The 22,446-nt window shown below is 47.1% G+C and carries 31 protein-coding genes and 1 other RNA gene; 11 read left to right on the top strand and 21 right to left on the bottom strand.

Annotated features, from left to right (window positions below):
* Window position 1 precedes the first annotated feature (1 nt).
* The 15 genes from ACKU40_RS06870 to ACKU40_RS06800 form a co-directional block, all read right to left on the bottom strand.
* Window positions 2-409, bottom strand: coding sequence for a hypothetical protein (locus ACKU40_RS06870; protein ID WP_320175773.1), 408 nt, complete (start codon window positions 407-409; stop codon window positions 2-4).
* Between the two features lie 7 nt (window positions 410-416).
* Entirely contained in the window at window positions 417-731 is a 315-nt protein-coding gene (locus tag ACKU40_RS06865) for a hypothetical protein (RefSeq protein WP_320175772.1), read from the bottom strand.
* A 1-nt stretch (window position 732) separates the two neighbouring features.
* A complete protein-coding gene (locus ACKU40_RS06860; RefSeq protein ID WP_320175771.1) occupies window positions 733-1,218 on the bottom strand; it encodes a phage protein GemA/Gp16 family protein in 486 nt (161 codons plus the stop codon).
* Window positions 1,202-1,432, bottom strand: coding sequence for a hypothetical protein (locus ACKU40_RS06855; RefSeq protein WP_320175770.1), 231 nt, complete (start codon window positions 1,430-1,432; stop codon window positions 1,202-1,204). Before ACKU40_RS06855 ends, ACKU40_RS06860 begins: the two co-directional genes overlap by 17 nt.
* Complete coding sequence (locus ACKU40_RS06850; protein WP_320175769.1) at window positions 1,429-2,043, bottom strand: HNH endonuclease signature motif containing protein; 615 nt, start codon at window positions 2,041-2,043, stop codon at window positions 1,429-1,431. The genes ACKU40_RS06855 and ACKU40_RS06850 overlap by 4 nt, the downstream gene beginning before the upstream one ends.
* The gene (locus tag ACKU40_RS06845) at window positions 2,043-2,279 is read right to left on the bottom strand and encodes a hypothetical protein (RefSeq protein WP_320175768.1); all 237 of its coding nucleotides are present in this window, start codon (window positions 2,277-2,279) and stop codon (window positions 2,043-2,045) included. Before ACKU40_RS06845 ends, ACKU40_RS06850 begins: the two co-directional genes overlap by 1 nt.
* A 9-nt stretch (window positions 2,280-2,288) precedes the next feature.
* An RNA gene (locus ACKU40_RS06840) (hammerhead ribozyme type II) lies at window positions 2,289-2,355 on the bottom strand.
* Window positions 2,355-2,768, bottom strand: coding sequence for a hypothetical protein (locus ACKU40_RS06835; protein WP_320175767.1), 414 nt, complete (start codon window positions 2,766-2,768; stop codon window positions 2,355-2,357). The genes ACKU40_RS06840 and ACKU40_RS06835 overlap by 1 nt, the downstream gene beginning before the upstream one ends.
* Entirely contained in the window at window positions 2,761-3,036 is a 276-nt protein-coding gene (locus ACKU40_RS06830; protein ID WP_320175766.1) for a hypothetical protein, read from the bottom strand. The genes ACKU40_RS06835 and ACKU40_RS06830 overlap by 8 nt, the downstream gene beginning before the upstream one ends.
* A gap of 9 nt (window positions 3,037-3,045) precedes the next feature.
* Entirely contained in the window at window positions 3,046-3,663 is a 618-nt protein-coding gene (locus ACKU40_RS06825) for a DUF3164 family protein (protein ID WP_320175765.1), read from the bottom strand.
* A 12-nt stretch (window positions 3,664-3,675) separates the two neighbouring features.
* On the bottom strand, window positions 3,676-3,858 hold the full coding sequence (locus tag ACKU40_RS06820; protein ID WP_320175764.1) for a hypothetical protein: 183 nt from the start codon (window positions 3,856-3,858) through the stop codon (window positions 3,676-3,678).
* 1 nt (window position 3,859) lies between these two features.
* Window positions 3,860-4,258 (bottom strand): hypothetical protein, encoded by a 399-nt coding sequence (locus tag ACKU40_RS06815; protein ID WP_320175763.1) that lies wholly within the window; start codon window positions 4,256-4,258, stop codon window positions 3,860-3,862.
* Window positions 4,255-4,866 carry a hypothetical protein gene (locus ACKU40_RS06810; protein ID WP_320175762.1) on the bottom strand — a complete coding sequence of 204 codons (612 nt, stop codon included), beginning with the start codon at window positions 4,864-4,866 and terminating at the stop codon, window positions 4,255-4,257. Before ACKU40_RS06810 ends, ACKU40_RS06815 begins: the two co-directional genes overlap by 4 nt.
* Window positions 4,866-5,558, bottom strand: a complete 693-nt coding sequence (locus ACKU40_RS06805; protein ID WP_320175761.1) for an AAA family ATPase — start codon at window positions 5,556-5,558, stop codon at window positions 4,866-4,868. The genes ACKU40_RS06810 and ACKU40_RS06805 overlap by 1 nt, the downstream gene beginning before the upstream one ends.
* On the bottom strand, window positions 5,555-7,684 hold the full coding sequence (locus tag ACKU40_RS06800) for a DDE-type integrase/transposase/recombinase (RefSeq protein WP_320175760.1): 2,130 nt from the start codon (window positions 7,682-7,684) through the stop codon (window positions 5,555-5,557). Before ACKU40_RS06800 ends, ACKU40_RS06805 begins: the two co-directional genes overlap by 4 nt.
* Window positions 7,685-7,856: 172 nt before the next feature.
* Here ACKU40_RS06800 and ACKU40_RS06795 point away from each other — a divergent pair, with 172 nt between their 5' ends.
* Window positions 7,857-8,282 carry a hypothetical protein gene (locus tag ACKU40_RS06795; protein ID WP_320175759.1) on the top strand — a complete coding sequence of 142 codons (426 nt, stop codon included), beginning with the start codon at window positions 7,857-7,859 and terminating at the stop codon, window positions 8,280-8,282.
* On the opposite strand, the gene ACKU40_RS06790 is transcribed toward ACKU40_RS06795, so the two are convergent.
* The 3 genes from ACKU40_RS06790 to ACKU40_RS06780 are packed head-to-tail and all read right to left on the bottom strand — an operon-like array spanning window position 8,236 to window position 9,286.
* On the bottom strand, window positions 8,236-8,571 hold the full coding sequence (locus ACKU40_RS06790) for a hypothetical protein (RefSeq protein ID WP_320175758.1): 336 nt from the start codon (window positions 8,569-8,571) through the stop codon (window positions 8,236-8,238). The two genes, ACKU40_RS06795 and ACKU40_RS06790, sit on opposite strands and share 47 nt — an antisense overlap.
* Window positions 8,572-8,573: 2 nt before the next feature.
* On the bottom strand, window positions 8,574-8,834 hold the full coding sequence (locus ACKU40_RS06785; RefSeq protein ID WP_320175757.1) for a helix-turn-helix transcriptional regulator: 261 nt from the start codon (window positions 8,832-8,834) through the stop codon (window positions 8,574-8,576).
* Entirely contained in the window at window positions 8,831-9,286 is a 456-nt protein-coding gene (locus ACKU40_RS06780; protein ID WP_320175756.1) for a hypothetical protein, read from the bottom strand. The genes ACKU40_RS06785 and ACKU40_RS06780 overlap by 4 nt, the downstream gene beginning before the upstream one ends.
* A gap of 226 nt (window positions 9,287-9,512) precedes the next feature.
* Between ACKU40_RS06780 and ACKU40_RS06775 the strand changes: the two genes are divergently transcribed.
* Window positions 9,513-10,292, top strand: coding sequence for a helix-turn-helix transcriptional regulator (locus ACKU40_RS06775; protein ID WP_320175755.1), 780 nt, complete (start codon window positions 9,513-9,515; stop codon window positions 10,290-10,292).
* Window positions 10,293-10,676: 384 nt separating this feature from the next.
* Here ACKU40_RS06775 and ACKU40_RS06770 read toward each other — a convergent pair whose 3' ends face one another.
* Both ACKU40_RS06770 and ACKU40_RS06765 read right to left on the bottom strand, forming a co-directional pair.
* On the bottom strand, window positions 10,677-11,318 hold the full coding sequence (locus ACKU40_RS06770) for a DUF6125 family protein (protein WP_320175754.1): 642 nt from the start codon (window positions 11,316-11,318) through the stop codon (window positions 10,677-10,679).
* A 125-nt stretch (window positions 11,319-11,443) separates the two neighbouring features.
* A complete protein-coding gene (locus tag ACKU40_RS06765; protein WP_320175753.1) occupies window positions 11,444-12,547 on the bottom strand; it encodes a pentapeptide repeat-containing protein in 1,104 nt (367 codons plus the stop codon).
* 128 nt (window positions 12,548-12,675) lie between these two features.
* Between ACKU40_RS06765 and ACKU40_RS06760 the strand changes: the two genes are divergently transcribed.
* Complete coding sequence (locus ACKU40_RS06760) at window positions 12,676-12,909, top strand: hypothetical protein (protein WP_320175752.1); 234 nt, start codon at window positions 12,676-12,678, stop codon at window positions 12,907-12,909.
* Between the two features lie 61 nt (window positions 12,910-12,970).
* Here the strand turns inward: ACKU40_RS06760 and ACKU40_RS06755 are convergent, their stop codons facing one another.
* Entirely contained in the window at window positions 12,971-13,351 is a 381-nt protein-coding gene (locus tag ACKU40_RS06755) for a hypothetical protein (RefSeq protein WP_320175751.1), read from the bottom strand.
* Between the two features lie 334 nt (window positions 13,352-13,685).
* Between ACKU40_RS06755 and putP the strand changes: the two genes are divergently transcribed.
* The 8 genes from putP to argH all read left to right on the top strand — a co-directional run bounded on the left by putP (window position 13,686) and on the right by argH (window position 22,412).
* The gene (gene putP / locus ACKU40_RS06750; protein ID WP_320175750.1) at window positions 13,686-15,158 is read left to right on the top strand and encodes a sodium/proline symporter PutP; all 1,473 of its coding nucleotides are present in this window, start codon (window positions 13,686-13,688) and stop codon (window positions 15,156-15,158) included.
* 146 nt (window positions 15,159-15,304) lie between these two features.
* Window positions 15,305-16,471: a THUMP domain-containing protein gene (locus tag ACKU40_RS06745; protein WP_320175749.1), complete on the top strand. Its 1,167-nt coding sequence runs from the start codon at window positions 15,305-15,307 to the stop codon at window positions 16,469-16,471.
* A gap of 134 nt (window positions 16,472-16,605) precedes the next feature.
* Window positions 16,606-16,974, top strand: coding sequence for a response regulator (locus ACKU40_RS06740; RefSeq protein WP_320175748.1), 369 nt, complete (start codon window positions 16,606-16,608; stop codon window positions 16,972-16,974).
* Window positions 16,975-17,055: 81 nt separating this feature from the next.
* Complete coding sequence (locus ACKU40_RS06735; protein ID WP_320175747.1) at window positions 17,056-18,036, top strand: PhoH family protein; 981 nt, start codon at window positions 17,056-17,058, stop codon at window positions 18,034-18,036.
* Entirely contained in the window at window positions 18,036-18,491 is a 456-nt protein-coding gene (gene ybeY, locus ACKU40_RS06730; RefSeq protein ID WP_320175746.1) for an rRNA maturation RNase YbeY, read from the top strand. The genes ACKU40_RS06735 and ybeY overlap by 1 nt, the downstream gene beginning before the upstream one ends.
* Window positions 18,492-18,697: 206 nt before the next feature.
* Window positions 18,698-19,675 (top strand): ornithine carbamoyltransferase, encoded by a 978-nt coding sequence (argF, locus tag ACKU40_RS06725; RefSeq protein WP_320175745.1) that lies wholly within the window; start codon window positions 18,698-18,700, stop codon window positions 19,673-19,675.
* 29 nt (window positions 19,676-19,704) lie between these two features.
* A complete protein-coding gene (locus tag ACKU40_RS06720) occupies window positions 19,705-20,940 on the top strand; it encodes an argininosuccinate synthase (RefSeq protein WP_320175744.1) in 1,236 nt (411 codons plus the stop codon).
* An 89-nt stretch (window positions 20,941-21,029) separates the two neighbouring features.
* Complete coding sequence (gene argH / locus ACKU40_RS06715; RefSeq protein ID WP_320175743.1) at window positions 21,030-22,412, top strand: argininosuccinate lyase; 1,383 nt, start codon at window positions 21,030-21,032, stop codon at window positions 22,410-22,412.
* Window positions 22,413-22,446: the final 34 nt, after the last annotated feature.

The following is a 22,446-nucleotide window of genomic DNA, read 5'->3' as shown; positions in this document are numbered from 1 at the left end:
GTCATCTCCTGATTTCCTCACAAAGATAAAATCCAGCAAAACCATAACCCCTGACCCAAATCTGCCACCGTCCATCCGGCCCTTGTATGGGATCGGTTACGGTCATGCCCATAGTCCATCCATTTGGACCGAGTACTGTTACCCGCTGCTGTGGCTTCAGCTCTGGTACATTCTCAGGTTCCGGCTCGACCAATCCCAACGATTGGACCACAATTTCTCCAATTTTAGCGGGAGACATGAAGGAATATTTTTCACCCTGCATAACCCAGAGACGGTCTTTGCGCAGACGGTAGTAACCAACTTTGGCCCTCGGTTTTTTCCACTGTTCTGAGGGGAAAATTTCCAGCTTGGGTCCAGCGGTTTCTCCGTCCTTATGGCAGAGTACATGTGCTATTTTTTGCTGTTTCATAGGTCACTCAATTTGAGAAAATTTCTAACACCGCTGCAGCTTGGGATCGGAACAGTCGGTCACACTTGTTGCAGGTTCCGCTGACTGCACATTTCTTACAGGCCTCGGACTTGATGGCTTTGAAAACAGACTCGCTACGGTCCTCGCCTGACAGGGCCATCTTGATTTTCTTGATCTGCTTTTCAGTGTTCCCAGGATACTTGCCGTTCAAAACCAGATAGACCGTAGGCCGGTTAAGTTGCTGGTTTCTGCGGCAGAACCTGTGGATCGTTCCATGCTGGTTGACTATTGCAGCCCGAAGGCTTTCCCGCTCCTGATCCATGCTAATTGGGACTGTAGTCGATACCGCGTTTAGCACAGCGCTGCTGCATGTCTTTGATCAGGGTCTGCATATGGCTCTGCTTTGTGATCCAGATGAACTTTTCCACACCGAATTGTCTTTTACAGCGGGTATCCAGTCCAGACAGTTTCCACCCGAGCAGCGCGGCCAGAGCCAATGCATAACGTTTCTGCTTGGCTAACGGGTCTTTCGGGTTGATCTCGACAAATTCACCCTGATAGCCCTTGCCTTTCTTCTGTGTAGGTGTGGGCTTCTTGTTCTTTGATGGCTTGGGTTCCCATCCATATTCACCAATGTAAACGTTATGGATTAAGTCGTGCAGCTGCTTGATGTTGAGGTCTTTGGAGCTGCTAACACCATAGCGACGCTCCAGCAGCATTCGATATGCGACATCATCAATGCCGATCTGCTGCCGGGCTATGGCACCCTTTGTAATTAAGCCGCTTTTAGGATTATACTTTTTTGCCATGTTGCTTAATCCTTATCTCTTGATCGTGTTCAATTCCTTCGGGGCATACGCACATGTTGTCGCACCCTGGACAGCGGATCTCACCGCCGAAGGCCCTTGCGCGGTGTGACTGTTTATCGTGCTTGCATGTCAGATCTCGCGGAGTGAGCTGGGCTACGCCGCCGCATTTGGACTGTTTAAAGATGGGAGAATAAATGAGTTTATTGGTACTCATTGCTCTGCCTTCCGGTTTTTGAGTTCAAACAATTTTGATTCAAGTCTTCCAATTTCAAGCACACTAGGTTTCAAATGTTTAGGAACATCACTAAATCCGGAACGAGTGATTTGCATATGCTCCCGTCTAGTCAGCAGAACCAAATTTTCAGGGGCGCAGTTAAGTTTATTGCCGTCCTTAAACCTGACAACATGTCCTTTCGGAACAGGGCCGTTCATTTGTTCCCAGATAACCACATGCTTAAATCTGTACCAACCCTGAGCCCCTGTGTACGGGTTTACCTCGTCTACCTTAATGAGAATGTAGCCATCTTTTGAGCAAACTTTCTCATGCCCGATTGGCTTGTGGTTTTTCGGAATCTGACCTTTTTTGAAATTCCCGCTGTTGGGCTGTACCAAACCTTTTGTTCCTGCGTTCCAAGGCTTCATGCCTTTTTCAAAACATCCGGTTCGGCCACAGGTTATTTTGTGGTTTTTAAGGGCTGCTCGAATCTGATCTTTTGACTTATTCAAACCAAACTGCTGGTTAAAATCTTCTGTGAGTTGAGGGAGACACTTAATCGCGTACTCCCTAGCCAAGAAGTCCAGATGTTCTTTTGAATAGCGAAACATCACTTGTTACCTTCAAGCATCCGAGGCATACCTACATCGCAGCCATGCAATTCCTGTCTGGTCTTTGCTGCATCCAAGGCAAGTCTGCCGTTTGCGATAATTTCTTTGGAAATCGTTGTCATTGCCCCAGCCCTTTTGACCTCTTCATTAAGCTTGTCCCCTGTGACCTCATCGTCATTAAGACGTTCAAGCTGCTCGAAAAGATGGTTGTTCAGATCGGCTAATGTGTTTTTCATAACTTATCCTCTTGGCTGCTCATCAGGCCACGGCCGCCACGTCATGACGACCGCCCAGCGTGGGGCGGTTTCGCACTAGTTAATCCTTTCTACAAACTGAATCTTGCCATCTTCAATCCAGCTTTCGGGAATGTATTCCCTGTTTTTAAGGCCGCATTCATGGCACTGGTGCATGATATTCAACCAGCGTCCGTTAGGTTCGCCGGGGAGACGGACAGAGGTGGAGGCCTCCTTGGCCGGGAGCCTGCGCAGGAGCTTGCAGACAGCGCCGGATTTGATTGTGCCGACGGAAGCTTTCAGCATGATCCAGTTGTCAGCGTAGTCCTTCTTCAGCTTGGGTGCGGGAATCGGGGTGAATCCGTCCATTTCGGGGTTTTCGCCTTCACCTTCGATTATGTCGCAAACAGCGAGGACTATCTTTTCTACGTCGCGAGCCTTTGCGCGGAACTGCATGCTTTTGATCTGCTTAACGATGCTTGATCTATCCATTCAGGGCCTCCTTCCATTCTTCCTTAGTCCCATCAATGGGATCGTAATCAATCATCAACACTTCGGGGTTGACGCTTTCGGCCTGATCAATCAGACTCTGTGCTTGCCTGGTCCAGTCGTTTGACATTGCGCCACTCTCGACGCCAATCTGGAGGAGCTTTGCCATTCGCTGGACCACTTTTGTTTTTGTAAGAGACCGGGCTTCAACAGCATGGAGCCGGGACAAGGGTACGTACAGTTTGCCGGGACTGAATCGTTTGAGACACATGGTCGCCTCCTACAGGGCTGCGATGTCTAATACGATGTTTTCCCACTTGCCCTCAGGGCCGGTCCGCCGCTTGAATCTGATGTACTTTTTACTGTATTGCACTGTCAGGCTGGCTTTGACGGCCTTCATCGCGTTGTTCCAGTCTTCGTCTTCAATTTCCAACCTCATCAGAGGAATGACTTTAGAGGGCGAGACGCTGCCTTCCTTATCCGTCTCAAAAGCCTGACTGACCAAAGCCCGAACTTCGGGGCGGGCATCTTCGGTCCAGCCGATCAGGCATTCGTCAACCAGTGACTTCGCAGCCTGAAGCTGTTCATCGAATTCAAGGAAGTCGTTCACCGCCACCTCAACCCGAAGAGTACCGTCGAAAGTTGTGAGCCGGAAATTTTTAAGCTCACGTTTCTTTGCTTCATATTTCTCAAAAGCGAGTTCCATGAAGGCGTACATGTCGCCAAGAGCTTCAACTTTAAAATCCCGCATTGTCTCCTGAATGGGGACAGCCTTGGAAACAAGCCTGCGTACCAGTTCTTCCTTTTCTTTGTCGTAGTCCGAGACCTGTTCAAGAGGGACAAGGTGGCCCTTGCTGTTTTTCATGTATTTGCCATCAATGATTGCTTCAGTTGTCATAGGTTTCTCCTTCTATTTAACTTCCAAACCGGGCATCAGGATTCCGCAGAAACATCCGCCCTGACCGCCTTTCTTGTTCTTCCAGCCTGCAGAACAACTTTTGTTGCCATTGCGGCCTTTGGTGCATTCCCAACAATCCACAAACAGGAACCCACGGCTGTCCTTTTCGCTGAATTCGGCTTTTACGATGGGCATGCTAACCTTCCATTCTTGCGGCCAGCTCGTTAGCCAGCTTGGTTGAATCCAGGGGCGGTGTGTACTCCTTTACCGGGGTCTGCTGTTCAAGTTCTTCAAGGTGAAGAACGCATTCTTCCAGCAGGGTAATTACGCCGCTAAGCTTCTCGAAATCTTCATCCTTGAGCGGCTTTGAGAAGCTACGCAGCTCGTAAATGCAGTTTCTGATTTTGCCGATGGTGACTTCCTGCTGCCTGAAATCATCCATGTGCTCGATGCAGCCATCCAGAACAGCAATGACTTTGCTCAACCGTTCAAAATCATCATCGTCCAGAGGCTGTACAAAGGTACGCAGGACGATTGTGCAACCACGGATTTTGCCGCTTATCGGTGCCGCTTCAAGTCTGCTCGCCTGACTCATGATTCCTCCTGATCTTTTTCAAACCGGCCCGAAATGGTCCGGCAATGTTTCAAAATTTTCTTCTGGGTGCCGGGCTGGTAGAGGTCTTCTTCAAAGAAGATCCTTGCAAGGTTGCTCATGGCCTTGCGCTCGGCGGCAAAGGGATCTCGGATAGGCCGGGGCGGATACGGAGTATCAATTGTGTCACGGGCTTTCTTGGTCGGCGCATACAGAATCCGCTGACCGCTTTTGCCGCCTTTGCTGAGAAAACCTTGCTCCAGCAGGAAGCGGCAATACTTGCTGACAAATGAGACTTCCACGTGTGCCAGAGCTGCTACTTCGGCAATCTTGAATGTGGGACTGGAAGCCCTGATGATCTTCCACATGCGGCCGTATCCATCACCGCGCAGGAAGTGAACCTTAGGCATATAGATGTATGTTCCTTCCTTGACACGTTCGACTTCCTTGCCTTTGATCAAATCATACAAACGACTGCGCAGGGCTGTTTTCTCGGCGTCTGTCTTGAGGTTCAGTGCCTTATAGATCAGGATGTTGGTAAACTCCTGTTCTCCGTTCAGGCTCAAGGCCTGCAGCACTGTGCGCAGTTTATCCATTTCAGTGAGAACCATTAGTTCCTCCCGATCCGCAGTTTAGTGATTGTGGCCATGTCAATTTTGTTTTCACCCTGAACCTTTGCGTATTCTTCAAGCTTCAGCATGTAGCCATACACAAGGCGGAAGCTACCGCGTGCCAGCTCAGCCAGCCTGTGACACGCTTCCGGTGTCACTTCGAGCGATGCGGCCTGCATTGCGTAAAGCATGATGTCTTCAGGGGTGACGGGGCTGAATTTGACAACCTGAACCACACGGCTGCTGGTGCGGGACATGGAGCTGATCTTAGTCATCATGTTTTCTTCGCCGATCAGAATCATGGGGCAGGATGTGTAGTCGTGCAGGTCACGCAGGTTATCCAGCGTCTTGAGGCTCAGCCTGTCGGCTTCATCAATGATGATGGTACGGCGGAACCTGTGGATCTCGTCCAGAATCAAGTCCTGACTTGTGCTGATGCTGCGCGGCTTCTCCCCGCAGAATTCGAAGCAGAGGGCACGCCACATAGCTGCTTCGGTCCAGCTGCCCCAAACACGCAGGAAAACACTGTCGTTATTTGCGTGCCATTCTTTGGCGCACATGGTCTTTCCACGTCCGGCGCTGCCCTGAACAACCATCATTCCGGCCTTTCCCTTCTCGGTGTTGGCCAAGCTTGATGTAGCCTTGCGGAACTTGGTCACATTGCTGGTTTCAATAAAGATTTCGTGGTTCATACGCTCTCCGCATGGGCTTTGGTGTAAAGCTGTTTAAGTTGTTCAAATCGTGCTCCTGTATTGTTCACATACTCATCCGAGTTCTCGTATTCCCGCATGAATTCAAGGTCAGCGGGTGAAATTTGGTGGCCCTTGGCAACGGCTTGATTGAAACACCATTCGTACTTGTCCAGTTCGGATTCAAAGAAGTCAGGGCGCGGATCGGTAGCAGTGGGCAGGGTCTTGATCTTGGCCTGTAAAGCCTCCAAACGCTCTTTCTCTTCCGGCGCGATCGCTTTCTTCGGGGCCTCTTTCTTCTTGGAAACGATGGTAAGAGGCTGTTTTTGCTGTCCCATCCAAGGCAGGGAGTTAAGGCCGGATTCATCAAGGGAAACGTCCATTTCTTTGGCAAGCCTCATGGTGTCAGCCTTGAGGGCGTTCTGTTTTTTGATAGCGTCTTTGACTTTGAGCTGATCCAGTTCAGTGCCGTGTAATTTTGCAAGCGGGTGATGTGCTTCAACAGGGGTTGCAGTACCCAGCGGGCGATTCTCTTCATCGTAAAGGTAGACGGTGGAGAGGTCGCTCCAGGAGTACATGACGTAGAAAGGATTACCCCAGCGGTAGAGGCCTTCGTATGATTCGAAACGGATTTTTGAGATTGTAAAACCGCATCTGTCCGCCTTCTCAAACCGCTTGCGCCACATGAAATGACGCTCCAGCTCGGCAACATCAACGCCCGGTCCCTGTCCCGGCTCGAACCGCTCCCAAGGGGTGCCGTTCAAATCGTCCTGGTACTGTGTGCTGTACCAGTTCACATACAGGCTGAATATGTGGGACATCTCTGTCAGCGTTGGCTTCCAGTCGTTGTGATTCTTGGAGTGATAATTCTCGTTCCGCTTCATCCATGCTGGCTTGGAAGCAACGTTTTCCCCTATGTAGGAAGGCAGCAACCGGGCGCATTGGTCATTGAAGGTGCGAAAAAACCGTTCCACGATCTTAGTTCGGGCTTCATAGGGGCGGCTGAATTGAACATTAATGCCAAGTCGGGAATACAGGCCGTCCAGTTCGCCAAGATCGGGGTTAGTCTCTTGGAAATATTTTGATTTGAAAGCCTTACCGTTATCGAGATAAACGGTGATCGGGTACTTACCGAGATTCTTAACAGACATCTTTAAGGCTGAGGAAATAGCTACCGTGTCTTCCGAGGGCATGATTTCCCAGCCTACGGGCATACGGGAATACCAGTCGAACCAGAGGATAAGTGTAGGCCGGAACGGAAGACCGGTAACAGGGTGAATGCACTGAATGTTAAGGGTATGACCGTCGCAGAACAGCACCTGTCCAGCTTCTTTAAGCAGTGAAGGATCACGGGTGATGTACGGGGCATGCTTGTCTTTGAGGGCCTTTTCTCCCTCACGTTTCAGGATAACAAGATCAGGGAATTGACCCTTGAAACGCTTTGCGAAACGGGTGACCTGTTTATAGCCTGGGCAAGTCTGCTGTTGACGTTCCAGCACAATTTTCATGCTCTTCCAGGCCAACATCATTGAAGGCTGTGAGGGCAGAAGCCAGCAGCCGAGGAAGGCCTGTTCAGCTTCCGGGCTGATCTGGCCTAACCCCTTCTTGCCGCCTTTGGACCAAGCCCCGCGCTTGTCGCAAAGGATTTTGTAATCATTACCAGCATCTTTAAGCTTCTTGTCCCAGCGGTACAGGCTCTTATCTGAGACCTGACCTAATATTTCGCCTTCTTTAGGCAGAAGCAGACCGGTGTTAAAGGCGTTGATGAATGCGACCAGCATTTCGGACTTCTTCATCTTGCCTTTGTTTTTGGAAACGTAGTCGCGCCATTCAAGCACCAGCCTGTAACGAGCCATGCCGAGGTCATAAGACCAGTCAGGCACAACAGCTTCCGGGGTCTCGGCCTGAATTGTTACGGGCAGGTTCTGTTTTTCCAGTTCCGTTGCTTCCGCCTTCAGGATCGCGGTCTGTACGTCCTGCGGTAATGTGTCAAAAGCATACTCGTTACCGCCGCCTTTGCCCTTACGAGGCCGGGCTGTCCAGTTCTCACGGTCAGCACGAAGTAATAAGCCTTTAACTGTTAAGCCTATGTTTTGTGCTATTTTTGCGGTGGAGTAATACTTACACATGATGTTCTGTCGCTTGTTGAGGTTTGATTCTTCTGCTAATTAGAGGCTTCTTCTTTCTGGATCTCGGCAAGCAAAGCCGGATCAGCTTCTCTTATTTCTTTTAACGCCCTGCGCAGACGGTCTTTTTTTAGCCCGACCCGCAGTTCGGCAATAACTTCTGGAGGGCTGGCAGGTGTCAAAGAAACAGGTTTCTGATTATGATTTTGATGGGACATGGGAATATTCTCCTTTTGGTATGGTGCTCATGCAGCGGGATTTTTTCTGTATCCGCTGTGGTAAGGTTGAGCGTTTCTCTATTGCAAAAAAAGAACTAAAAGCCATTAAGTACGAAGATGATGCTTCCGATGCTTTAGTTGTTAGAAAGCTCCTCGGAGCGGGATGGATATTCACCTCTTCATTTATTGATAGAAAACCACAAGAATACATATTGTGTCCTGATTGTGTTCAGGCCGACATTACAAGGTTTAATAATCATCAACATGTATATGCTTCCTTGTATTCTCAGCGGTACACTATTGCAGAGCCGGACCACGCAGACTCTATTGCTGAATTTACTGATCTTCTAAACAAACAACTGCGGGAGACAGATGAACAGTAGCGACCCAATTAATATTTCCCATTGCATTTATCGCCTTAGTTGAAATAGAAGCGGCCTCTGTCAGATTAAGTCCGTGCTTATCCTCAAGGAGGGCACGGACTTCTTCTGCTATTTCCACCTCACTAGGCTCTGCAGTCTCTCCATGCTCTTCCTTGAACTCGACCTTTTCCAGACACAACAACTCAGACAAAAGTTCTTTAATTTCAGTCACAAGATTCTTTTCGTCACCTGTAGTCTTAGGAGACCACAGACCTTTGCAGGTAATTGAAATTTGTACTTCGGATTCCATAATTACTGATCTCCTTGCATATCTGCAGGCAGCCCCAGATACCTTTCAGGACAGCCCAGTTCTTTGAGTGCGGTCAGAACCTTACGATTATTCGCGCCGCCACGAATGGTCCTGCTAACGATAGACTGGGCTTTGATCCCAGCTTCATCAGCGATGTCTTTCTGCTCAAGGCCCTTTGCATCCATCCATTCCATGATCAGATAAGGACGACGCTTTCTGCCGTTTTTTACTCCGGCATGAGGATTTACTGCTGCTGCGCTCATATAAGACCCGCCTCCAATTTCTTTTTCTCTTTCTGTGATTTCTTGGCTTCGATCACGGCCTGGCCGTAATCCCTTAGCTTCTTGTCCTGGTCGGTCATGACTTCAAGGCCGAGCGCACTCAACAGGGGCATCAACGGGCTGTTATCTCCGGTTGCCATGACGAATGCGATTACAGCTTGAAGGCTGGGGGGATGATCCCGATCTTCCGGGGCAAGCCACTTATTGAGTGTGGCCGTCTTGACGCTCTTGGCGTTCCCGCGGCTCAACTTAACGCCGGAAGATCGGGAAATATCAGTCATACGGTCGGCAATGAGATCGCGAGACAGGGGATGGGCTTCGGCAACTCTATTCATGCTTGAACGGACCATTGGCATCAGGCTGGCCAGATTCGCGGCCAGTCTCTGAAATTCAATTTCCTGATTATCGTCATGAAAAAGTGTAAGCTGCTGCACTTTTTACCGTCCCGTTAGCTCCAATTTACCGTCTAAACTGTTTCGTTGACCGTTGGTGTAGGCGGGTGCTAATCAGTAGGTTACAAATTGCTGATTTATTTGCCGCCGACGACTCTTAAATAAGCAAGTTTTCTTGGTGTAGTCAACAAGAAAACTTGTTCAAAGTTTGCTTTTAGAAAACGAGTCGTCATTATTAATATCTTTAACAATTATTTTAGAGTGTTAAGTGGATAAAAATAGTGACAATAAAACTTCAAAGTTGAGTTCAAAGTTAGAAGAAGATACTTTGAACCCAACTTCTTTTGGTTCAAGGGTTCAGCTGTGTCGTGAAAAACTTGGTTTGTCACAGGAGTCCTTGGCAACAAAAGTTGGTGTAAGTGGAAACACAATCCAGTCTTACGAGAAAGGCAATTATCCTAAGGGAAAAAATGCAATTGAACTCGCAAAGATATTTGAGGTGTCTCTGGATTGGCTTCTTATGGGCATTGGTCGACCACAGAGTGAAAAGCCTGAGATTTTAAGCGATATCTCCGAAATGACACGCTCAAATTATGAGCTTGACCCTTTAAGCCGAGCTTTCATATATCCACATGAAAGACTTGAATTTCTTCGTATACAAAAGGGATGGACGCAGGAAAGCCTAGCCGCAACTGCAAGAGTGCCTGTGGCAAAGGTAAAAGAGCTGGAGTCTCCATCTGTATCAGAGGATATTTCAGCCATCACAATGATTGCTGACGTTCTTTTTGTTTCATTAGAATGGCTACTTACTGGGGAAGGTCCTCGGCAGAAATTCGCCGCAACTCCTCAAGAAGATGGGTACCGCCAACGGTGCGAGCAGCTTGAAGCAGAGCTGGTGAAAGAACGCGAAGAGAATCGTGCTTTGAATAAAGAAAGCCGGGAGCTTATGCGCGAGAACGGAGACCTGAGAGTAGAGCTGGAACGAATGAAGGCCAGGGCCGCACCGGACCAAGAAACGCCCAATGAAGCCCATCGAAAGGCAGGGTAAATTTAACGAAAGGAAAAGTGGGCAAAGGTAAAGTTTTATTTTTGCCCACTCATTTATAAGAATAACAATGGGTTGGTCAACGCCTTATGTGAGTGCTCATTGTGACGATTTTACAACTTAAATAACTAAAGTGGACGCAGCCCAGGACAATCAACTGCCGTCCGCCCGTGGACGGTAAAACCGCAATTTGACCCCAGACCCAGGGCAAAAGTATTTCTCAATTTGAATGTCCAAAACAAAGGCATTCAGCCAAAATTCTCATTTTGACCAAATGCCCTAAAATTTTATTTCGTCCCACACGAAAACCCGCAGAATACCTACATTCGTCCTACATTTGTCCTATACGATCCCCGTCTTTATTAAATTCTCATCTTCTCTGTCCCCCTATACGCATTTTATTCTTGAATCAATTTCTCTGGAGAATCCTGTATATTCAGTAATTCCACCGGATTTACATGGGTAATCAGGCAGTCCCTTACGCTTACGGGCACTTTGTACCCGGCAGTCTGTCATGCGGAAAACAAAAGAATTTTCTGTTTCATCAGTAATTTCCCAACGATTAAGATGAGCATACATACGCACCTTAAGAGCAGCCTTAAGGCCTTCCAGTCCCCCGTTTTTAGGCAACTCTAATATGTCCTTGGCCCGTCTTGCTTCTAGTGGGGAGAATCTGGACCAACAAGTGTCATTTACACGTTTAGCTGTGGTCATATCTGCTTGATGTTCAATGGCTTGAAACCAAACTCCGTCCGCTGCAAGCCATGCTGATCGCAATGCCATCCCTAGTTTTTCAACAGTATCTTGATCTGCGCTATCCAAAACAGATTGTGGGCTTATTCCGAGTGCCCGAGTCAGCTTTCCGGAAAGAATCTTAAAGAATTTGTCACCGGCCTCTTTCTCCGCGTCTAATGCTGCCTCCAATCCAAGTTGGTGCACGCTTTCTGCCATCCAAAGTCCGTAGTGACTTGTTAATTGACGGATAACTTCGGTGATATCCTCAAGTGTAGTCGGCTCCTTAGTGTCCATGTGTTTACTCCATATCAGCTAGGATGTGTTTTCTTTTTATAACAGCATAATGTGTCTGGATGCGCAACAAGGTCGCCTGTTTTTGACCTTTACTTACCCTGTTTAGGGTGGTTTCTGTTGAGTGTTTAACTGGTGTGCTTTGAGGTGTTGGCATATTTATACCAATGAGGCTGAGCGAATAGCTGTGGGTATGCTTTTTTTAGTGCCTTTTTTGCTGAAATAGGGAGTTTTGCTTTGTAGAGGGTTTTGGCTTTAGTTATATCAACTTCGGTAAGATCAACTCCCATAAGATTTGTTTGTACTAGGATTGCTCCAGTTAGATTGGATCCAGATAGCTTCGCATCGTTTAAATTTGCTCTAGTAAGATTTGCACCAGTAAGATTTGTATCAGTTAGGTTTGCGCCGATTAAGTTTGCCCCTTTGAAGTTTACTTTTTTAAGGTTGGCTTTCTTAAAATATGCGTCATGGAGATTGGATTCTTTGAGGTCCGCGCTTAGGAGGTAAGCTCCTTTGAAATTAGCTCCTTCCATATTGGCTTTTGTTAAATTTGCTTGCGTTAAGTCTACACCTTTGAGTTTCGCTTTTGTTAGATTGCAGTTTGTTAGCTTGGCTTTAATAAGTTTTGCTCCTGAAAGATCTGCTTTTTTAAGATTCGCTTTTTTCAAGTTTGTTTTTGTCAGATTCGCCCTGTACAGTTTGGCACGTCTTAAATCGGCTTTGTATAAATATGCCCCTGACATATTGGCTCCTATTAAATTAGCCTTGTTAAGGTCAAATCTATACATTTCCAGTATTGAAATTAGGAGTTTTTGGCCTTCAGTATATTCTTCTTCGGCAAAGAAAGAGCTGATAGTATCGTAGAAGTCATAGACTATAGGTTTTATGGGGACTCTCATCTTTTGCAGGCGAGCTAAATTGACACAAGCTTCTGCTCTGTACTCAGAAGCCATTTGCGTTTGAAAGTTTAAGACTCTTAATTCATATGAGTGCACTGTCTGTTCATATCTATTTGATGCTATACCAAATAGAACAAAATAAATGCTCATAATCCATAACATAAAAGTGCTTGGTTTTGGCGAGTTGTCCATATATTTTGGTGGAGGTGGAGATAATTTCTCCCAGATTGCACGTGTGCCGGAATATTCATATAAATTGTAGAGCGGCCTTGATGAATTCCAGATCAGGATTAGGACAATAATTCCAATGTGAGATGTAATGTATGTTTTCATGCTACTTATGCTCGTTTTAGTGAGTTGTTCAAACGAACTAAGTATAAATATAAAATGCGCGCAAGATTATTTTAAAATATATTTTTTACCCCTTCAAATCCCCCCCCACCTAATGTATCCATACCCCCATGAACCACCTGAAAAAATACGCAGACCAAGTTAAATTCATATCTGATGAAATGAAAGCAGGGCATATGACCATGGCGCAAGGAGCTATTCAGTTACAGGCAGTGGCAACTCTTGCGGAGCAGGATGCTGCTGAGGCTGAGGATGAGCAGTATGCCGCTCGGCTGCGTAAATTCGCGGAAATGATTTATGATGTGATTGAGAAGATGAACCCTGAGCAGCGGGTTATTCAGTAGAGTGGATAGTTAGATGTATTTTCAAAGCCCCTGTCTTGACGATTCAAGGCAGGGGCTTTGTTTATTCTTGGGTCTGGTTTGATTTCATGATGACCGTCTGATTGGTTGCGTTTACGTTCTGGGGAGGCTCAACATTCTTTATGTGGAGGGAGAGTGAGATTCCCAGAATTATCAGGCCGGGCAGGATGTAGAATAGTCGCTTGGCTTTCTTGGCGTGGGCTATGATCACACCGATGGAAGTTGCAAGCACTCCGATCTGTCCGAGTATGTCGACAAGCATAAACGGCTTACCTTCGGGCAGGGTTACTACATATACGATGATTGAAACTATGCAGTAGAGTGAAAAGAAAACTCCTAGCCCGCTATGGCCTTTCTTTTTTGCATAAAATGATATTCCGATGATGCTCAGCAGGGTGATTCCCGCCAGTATTAATGTAGTCAAGGTTAACCTCGTTTTGTTCTGTGTTTACGTGTTTATTTTTCTGTGAAGTGGGAAAAACTGTCAAGTTGAGTTGGGCGTATTGAGAATTGTGGATAATGAATCTTTAAGAGTGACTGTTTTTGAGTGTCTCTCTTCGTCTGTAAGTATCTTCAAATGAAAATAATGAACTTTTTGAATGAAAAACTGAATATTTTAATCCGTATTGTAGATATGGCCGTACAATCGACGCTGAAAAAAAATATCTTGTACACAATGGTCAGGATGGTTAAATAGTGGCCCCTTTTTACGTTTAAGGTTGTTTTTGTTTTCTTTACTTGTTCAAAAAGGATTTATTGTGATTCAGACTGAGACTTTGCTTACTTTTGGTGTTTATCTGGTTTTCCTGCTGGCGGTGGGGTGGTACTTTTACAAACGCACATCTGACATTGAAGGCTACATCTTAGGCGGCCGTGGACTCGGCGGGTGGGTTACCGCTCTGTCTGCACAGGCCAGTGATATGTCCGGCTGGCTGCTCATGGGGCTTCCCGGCGCGGTTTATCTCGGCGGAATGACTGAGGCTTGGATTGCTATCGGCTTGTTCGTGGGTACTGCCCTGAACTGGATTTTTGTGTCCGCACGTTTGCGTGTATACACCCAGATTACTGATACCCTCACAATCTCATCCTTTTTTGAAAAACGTTTTAATGATCCAACCAGCCTGCTGCGGGTCGGTTCTGCGGTTATTATTCTGATTTTCTTTACCATTTATTCTTCATCCGGTCTGGTTGCTGCTGGCAAGCTCTTCGAGTCCATGTTCAATATTGATTACTCCGTAGCTGTTATCACCGGGGCGGTCGTAATTGTTTCCTACACTTTTCTGGGTGGATTCATGGCTGTATGCTGGACTGACTTTTTTCAGGGCGGCCTGATGTTCTTCGCTATTGTGCTTGTTCCGGTTCTTGGCACAATTGATAACGGCGGTATTTCTGCTGTTGAAGCTGAAATGGTAGCCAGGAATATTTCAACCAGCCTCTTCCATAATGGTGCAGGAGTACCTATTTCTGTCATGGCAGTAATTTCCACCATGGCTTGGGGACTTGGTTACTTCGGTCAACCGCACATTCTGACCCGTTTTATGGGTATCAGCTCCATCAAAGAACTGCCCAAAGCCACAGCTGTTGCTCTTATCTGGGTTGTGATCTCCCTTGCCGGAGCGGTTGTTGTCGGTATGGTTGCTATCCCCATGTTCGACGGTCTCCATGGCGGTGAGCAGGAGAAAGTTTTTATTTACATGATTTCCAAGCTCTTCAATCCTTGGGTGGGCGGTGTGCTGCTGGCTGCGATTTTGTCCGCGATTATGTCCACTATCGATTCCCAGCTGCTTGTTTCCTCTTCCGCGTTGACCGAAGATTTTTACAAGAAGATTCTGCGCCGTGATGCTTCTGAAAAAGAGCTTATGCTCGTAGGACGTCTTTGTGTTCTGGGAATTTCCATCATCGCCATGAGTATGGCTCTGACTCCGGGTAACACTGTTCTCGGACTCGTTTCTTACGCTTGGGGTGGATTCGGTGCTGCTTTCGGTCCTGTTGTTCTGTTTTCCCTGTTCAGCAGGAAAACAACTTGGATTTCCGCACTTTCCGGTATGATTGTCGGTACTCTTGTGCTGGTTTTCTGGAAGGATTCCGGTCTTGGTGCCACAATGTATGAAATTGTTCCCGGATTCGTAGCGAACTTCCTGACCATCATGGCAGTGAACATGTTTGCCCCGCAGAAGGACGAAGAGATTCTGGCTTGTTTTGATGAAATGGAGGAGGCTCTTAAAAAATAAGAGCTTGTTGTTTAGCTTAGTTATGTTTATAAGGCTCTGCCCGCTCTAGGGCAGGGCCTTTTTTTATTGAATCAAAGAGTGTAGTCTGAGTTTTGTTTGGCTGCATAGAATATATTTTGGGCAGATATTTGTCCGGAGAGGTTAAAATGTTGGATTTTGAACGTAAAAGTATTGTGTTGGTAACATGTCCCAAGAATTTCAGCCCTTATCTTGCGGAAGAGATGGGCAGGCTGGGCTATAAGGTCCGGGCCGAACTTCCTGCGGGGGTGGAAACCAAAGCATCCTTGAATGACTGCATGCGCCTTAACCTCTGGGTGCGTTGCGGGCATCGGGTTATGTACCAGCTTAAGCGTTTCAAAGCCGATAATCCTGATCAGATGTACAATCAGGTTAAAGATATGGTCTGGGAAAAAATTCTTACCCCGGACGGCTACCTGACAGTAACCTCATCTGTCCGCACCGAGACTGTTAATGATTCTCGCTTTGCCAACGTGAAGGTCAAGGATGCCATCGTTGACCGCATTCGCGAAAAGACAGGGCGACGTCCTTCTTCCGGTCCTGAGATGTCCGGTATTGTTGTTTTCCTGCATTGGAAAGACGATGAGTGTACCGTTTATCTTGATACCTCCGGTGTGCCTCTTTCCCGTCGCGGTTATCGTAAATTCCCGGCTAAGGCTCCTTTGCAGGAGACTTTGGCAGCAACCCTGATCCGTGCAGCCAAATGGTATGGCCGTGGAAATTTTGTTTCTCCCATGTGCGGTAGTGGAACCCTTGCAATTGAAGCCGCGCTTGTTGCTTTGAACGGTGCTCCCGGTCTGATGCGCGATAATTATGCTTTCATGAAAATACCCGGATATAATCCTGAGTACTGGGATAATCTCTGTATTGATGCGGAAGACAGGGAACGTGACTCCATAGACGGTAGAATCATTGCTACCGACATAGACCCTGAAGTCGTTGAGGCGGCAAGAAAAAATGCCCGCGCTGCCGGGGTTGAGCATCATATTGAATTTGATGTTTGTGATTTCCGAGAGACAGAGGTTCCTGATGGTGAGGGTATAGTCATAATGAACCCTGAATACGGGGAACGTCTTGGAAGCAAAACCAAGCTTGAAAAAATTTATACTGCCATCGGTGATTTCCTGAAGAACAAGTGTCAGGGATACAAGGGTTATATTTTTACCGGAAATCTTGAACTTGCTAAGTTTATCGGTCTTAAGGCTTCGCAAAGATTGATTTTTTATAATGCCAAGATTGAGTGTCGTCTGCTTGAATTTGAAATTTTCAAAGGCAGCCGCAAGTCTCGCTACTAAGATTTTTTCTTTAAAGTCTTGAAAATAATTTTTTTAGAAGTTAATTCCTAGCATGATAGTTGTGGAGTGATGCCTGCAACAATTATCTGTTTTTGATCTGAGTAATTATTTTGGGAAGTTAAGGAGATTTTTTTATGCCCCGGATTCTCGTCGTAGATGATGATCCAATTTCACGTCAGGTTCTTAAAGCAATGCTTGAGAAAGAAGGGCACCTTGTTACGGAAGCCGAAGATGGAGTCAAGGCTGTAAAGGGGGACGACCGTAATCTGATCGATTTGGTTATCACAGATATTTTTATGCCGGAAAAAGAAGGCGTACAGACTGTCAGGGAATTGATGAAGGAAAACCCGGATATAAAAATTATCGCAGTATCCGGAGGAAGTTCTTCAGCAAATTATGATTCGCTTGATTGGATTAAAATGTTTGGGGTGAAATACACTTTCACTAAACCTTTTAATGCTACTGCTATTTTGGCCGCTATAGATGACCTGCTTGGATCATAATTTTAAACTTGTTTTTAATCTGTTGCATCTTAGCCCGTCCTGCCGTATTCCATCTTTCAAAAAAAGAACGGGAAATAATTAATGGCAGATAAACAAACATTTAGGGTTAAACTTGAATTTGATGATGTAGGACTGGCCAGCGTGCTGTTCGGTGCTCAGAATTCAAATCTTGATCTAATCGCACGCCAGTCCGGTGTCAGGATAGAGAGCAGGGGGAATTCCCTGCAGCTTATTTCTGAAAATGAAGAACTTATCGACCCGGTGGCAAAGTCATTTACCCAGCTGTATAAGTTGCTTAAATCTGGTAAGGAGGTCTTTCCGCAGGATGTGGAAGCCGCTTACCGTATTCTCTGCCGTGATCCGAAGGCCGATCTGATCAAAATTTTTCGTGACGAGCTTTTTGCGGTTTCACCCAGAAAGACGCTCACTCCAAGAACCCTGACCCAGCGTGCTTATTTTTCTGCCATCCGCGAAAATGATATGGTTTTCTCTGTCGGTCCTGCAGGAACAGGTAAAACCTATCTTGCCGTAGCCATGGCCGTTTATGCCTTGCAGCGCAAAGAGGTAAAAAGGATCATCCTTACCCGTCCTGCTGTAGAAGCCGGGGAAAAACTGGGCTTCCTGCCCGGCGACCTCGTGGATAAGGTCAATCCTTATATGCGTCCTCTTTATGACGCCCTGTATGATATGCTCGATGTGGCTAAGGTGCAGGATATGATTGAAGAAAATGTCATTGAAATCGCACCGTTGGCCTTTATGCGCGGGCGGACCCTTTCCAATGCCTTTGTCATTCTTGATGAAGCCCAGAATACTACTCCCGAGCAGATGAAGATGTTCATCACTCGTCTGGGATTTGGTTCCAAAGCAGTTGTTACCGGGGATATCACCCAGATTGACCTGCCCAACCGTGAACCTTCGGGACTGGTGGATGCCATTAATATCCTTCACGATGTACGCGGAATCAGCTTCATTAAGTTTGAGGATTCCGATGTTATCCGCCATCCGCTGGTGGCCCGGATTGTTAAAGCTTACGATTCCTACGAGTGCAGGGGTGGTAAGTAATGGGTGTGAACTTGAGTATGGAGTGTTTGCCTGATGCAAATTTTCCCCTTGCAAAAAGGGAATTGCTGCGCATGGCGGACCTGTTGCTTAATGTTCTTGGGTTGGAAGGTTTTGACTTTGATCTGAAAATAGTCAATGATGCTGCTATTGCAGAAGTTAACGAAGAATTTTTGGGATGCGTAGGGCCGACCAATGTGCTCAGTTTCCCCTTTTCCGAGACACCTGATCTGGAAAAGAACAGTTTTTTAGGAGAGATAGTTTTGTCTGTGGATACACTTGCCCGTGAAACCCGTCTCTACGGCCAGCAGCCGGAAGAGCATACTGTAAGGTTGCTTGCGCATGCGCTTCTGCACCTTGCCGGGTATGATCACGGTCTTGAAATGTATGCCCTTACTGACACTGCTGTTGACTCCGTATCTCCTGAGGTTCGACAGCGAATCTTGGGTTGGCAATAGTTTGAAAGCCAACCCGTTCCTTTGCAGCATGGTCCCGTCCGGGATCGTCCATATGCTGCGCATGAGCAAACCCCGTTTTTGTACTCATTCTTAGACCATTGCCATGTTTTTATGGTTTACAATGGCGGGTCTTATAGGCAATAATTCCCGATTGCAATTTTTCATTGTCAGTTAAGGCTCACCTCAAATATATCTGGAGTTTTACGATGATCAGACATCTTCTCAAAATCAATGATGTTCCCCGTTCAGAACTCGGCCAGCTCCTGCTTCGCGCAAAAGAGCTGAAAGATAATAAAATCAGGAATAACGCCCTTGAAGGGAAAACCGTTATCATGATTTTTGAAAAAGCTTCTACCCGTACACGCGTTTCCTTTGACGTTGCTATCGAACAGCTCGGCGGCCATTCTATTTTTATGACCCCTGCTGAATCCCAGCTCGGCAGAAGTGAACCGCTGGAAGATACCGCACAGGTTCTTTCCCGCTATGCGGATGCGCTTGTTGTCCGTACTTTCGGTCAGGACAAGGTTCGTACCCTTGCTGAGCACGGTTCTGTTCCGGTCATCAATGCCCTGACTGACAGATATCATCCTTGTCAGGTGTTGAGCGATATGCTGACTATCTACGAAAGAACTCCCGATCTTTCGAAAGTCCACGTGGCATGGGTCGGTGACGGAAACAACATGGCTCATTCATGGATTAATGCGGCCATTTACTTTCCTTTCTACCTGACTCTGGCATTCCCCAAGGGATATGAGCCTGACCACGACATTCTTTCCCGTGCATTGTCCATGGGTGCAAAGATCAACCTGAGCTATGATCCGGTTGAAGCGGTTAAAGGCGCACACTACGTCAATACCGATGTTTTTGCCTCCATGGGGCAGGAAGAAGAGCAGAAAAAGCGTGAACTCGCTTTTGCCGCTTATCAGGTAAATGATGAGCTGCTCAAGCATGCAGATCCTGATTGTAAAGTAATGCATTGCCTGCCCGCACACCGCGGAGAGGAAGTTACAGCTGAAGTTCTCGACGGCCCCAGATCAATCATTTTTGATCAGGCTGAAAACAGACTGCATATGCAGAAAGCTATCCTCGAATGGGCAGTTAACGGTATCGAAGTTGATTATGATGCTGTTGAAAAACTGCTCGGCCCTGTGCAGGCTGTTCCGCACATGCATACTATTGAGTAAGAATAATTATATTTTTAAGGATTTATAAAATGAGTAAAATTGAAAAAGTAGTATTGGCATATTCTGGAGGTCTGGATACCTCCATCATCCTGAAATGGATCAAGCAGGAGTACGACTGCGAAGTTATTACCCTTACTGCCGACCTCGGTCAGGGTGAGGAGCTTGACGGTATTGAGGAAAAAGCTCTCAGGACCGGAGCAACCAAGGCTTTCGTAGAAGACCTGCGTGAAGAATTCGCACGTGATTTCATTTTTCCCGCTTTCCGTGCCGGTGCCATCTATGAAGGTCGCTACCTGCTCGGAACTTCCATTGCACGTCCGCTGATTGCCAAGAGAATGGTTGAGATTGCGGAAATGGAAGGAGCACAGGCTCTGGCCCACGGTGCAACCGGTAAAGGTAACGACCAGGTTCGTTTCGAACTGGGCGGAATGGGCATGAACCCCAAGCTCAAGCACATCGCTCCTTGGCGTGAATGGGATCTCAAGTCCCGTACCGATCTCATGAAATTTGCAGAAGAGAATGATATCGAGATTCCCAACACCCGTAAAAAGCCTTGGTCCATGGATGCCAATATGCTCCATGTCAGCTTTGAAGGTGCTGAGCTTGAAGATCCTTGGAATGCTCCGTCTCCGGAATCTTACCGTTACTGCCGTCCCATTGAGAAAGCACCGGATGAAGCTGAAATCATCACCATTGATTTCGAAAAGGGTGATCCTGTAGCAATCAACGGTACCAAGTATTCTCCGGCAGCTCTTATTGAAAAACTCAACGAGCTGGGCGGCAAGCACGGTATCGGTCGTGTGGATATGGTTGAGAACCGTTTCGTGGGCATGAAGTCCCGTGGCGTGTACGAAACCCCCGGTGGAACCATCATGCATATCGCGCACCGCGACCTTGAAGGTCTTTGCATGGACCGCGAAGTCATGCACCTGCGTGACAGCTTGATCCCCAAATATGCTGAGATGATCTACAACGGTTTCTGGTTTGCTCCTGAGCGTATCGCGTTGCAGGCCATGATTGATGAAACCCAGAAGACCGTAACCGGTACTGTAAGACTGAAGCTCTACAAGGGTAATGCAATTCCCGAAGGCCGTAAGTCTCCTTACTCTTTGTACCGTGAAGATCTCGCTACCTTCGAAGAAGACGAAGTATACAACCAGAAAGACGCTGAAGGCTTTATCAAGCTGGTAGGTCTGCGTCTCAAAGGCAAAACTTCTTCCGGCTCCGAGTGGATCAAAGAATCTGACGTCGCTGACGTAGATTAGTAATGTCTCTAATTGCCCGGACGGACGCGAGTTCGTCCGGGATTTTTTCTAAATCCCAGATCAAAAGCGCGTAGCGCATCTATTTTACCATGGCAGATAATAAATTATGGGGCGGCAGATTTGCTGCCAAGACCGCGCAGTCTGTTGAAGATTACACTGAATCCGTAAGCTACGACCAGAATTTGTACCGCGAAGATATTTCCGGCTCTCAGGCCCACGCCAAGATGCTCGCAGAGCAGGGCGTGTTGACCGCTGAAGAAGCCGAAACTCTGGTCAAAGGACTTGATCAGGTGCTGGAAGAAATTGAATCCGGCAAATTTGAATGGAAAAAGGAGATGGAAGATCTCCATATGAATATCGAAAGCAGGCTGACTGACATTGTCGGACCTGTGGGCGGCAAACTGCACACAGGCCGCAGCCGTAACGATCAGGTTGCCACTGATTTCCGTCTGCACGTGCTCCGTTCTTTGGAAGCATGGAAAACCGCTCTCGAAAAATTGATCGCATCTTTCACTGCCAAGGCTGATGCAAATAGGGAAGTTCTGCTTCCCGGTTACACACACCTTCAGCCCGCACAGCCTGTAAGTCTCGCACACCACATGCTGGCCTATGCATGGATGTTTAAGCGCGACCACAGCAGGGTGGTTGATTGCATCAACAGAGCAAATGTATGCCCGCTGGGTGCTGCCGCTCTTGCAGGCACCACTTATCCGCTCAAGCCTGCGACTTCTGCAAAGTATCTCGGCATGGAAGATACCTTCCGCAACAGCCTCGATGCTGTTTCCGACCGTGACTTCGTAATGGAAGCCATGTTTACCGGAAGCCTGATCATGACCCACTTGAGCCGTATCTGTGAAGAACTTATCATTTGGGCCAACCCCTGTTTCGGTTTTATCAAGCTGCCTGATGAATTTTCCACCGGATCATCCATCATGCCCCAGAAGAAAAACCCTGACGTATGTGAACTCATGCGCGGCAAAACCGGACGTGTTTATGGCGATCTTTTCTCGTTGATGACCACCTGTAAGGGATTGCCGCTGGCTTATAACCGCGACATGCAGGAAGACAAAGAGCCTTTCTTTGATTGTGATAAAACAGTGCATGCTTCCGTGGTTATCATGGCTGATATGATGGATGCCATGGGCTTTAACTCCGCAAATATGGAATCAGCCCTCAAAAAAGGTTTCCTGAATGCTACTGAGCTGGCTGATTATCTCGTGGGTAAGGGCATTCCTTTCCGTGAAGCTCACCACATTACCGGTTCAGCTGTTGCAAAAGCGGAAGCGGAAAGCAGGGGGCTTGAGGATATGAGCCTTGAAGAATTGAAGACCTTCTCTGATAAAATCGAAGAAGATGTTTTTGAAGTTCTCTCTTACGAAGCAGCTGTCAGACGCAGGGTATCACCCGGTAGTACCGGACCGGAATCCGTAGAGGCTCAGATTACTGAGCTTAAGGCTTGGCTTAAGAAATAAGCTGTATTTTATGTAGTAATATTAAAAGCCGGAA

Source organism: Maridesulfovibrio sp., from assembly GCF_963666665.1.
In the GTDB taxonomy this organism is placed as follows: domain Bacteria; phylum Desulfobacterota; class Desulfovibrionia; order Desulfovibrionales; family Desulfovibrionaceae; genus Maridesulfovibrio.
This window is presented reverse-complemented; position numbering and strand designations above follow the sequence as displayed.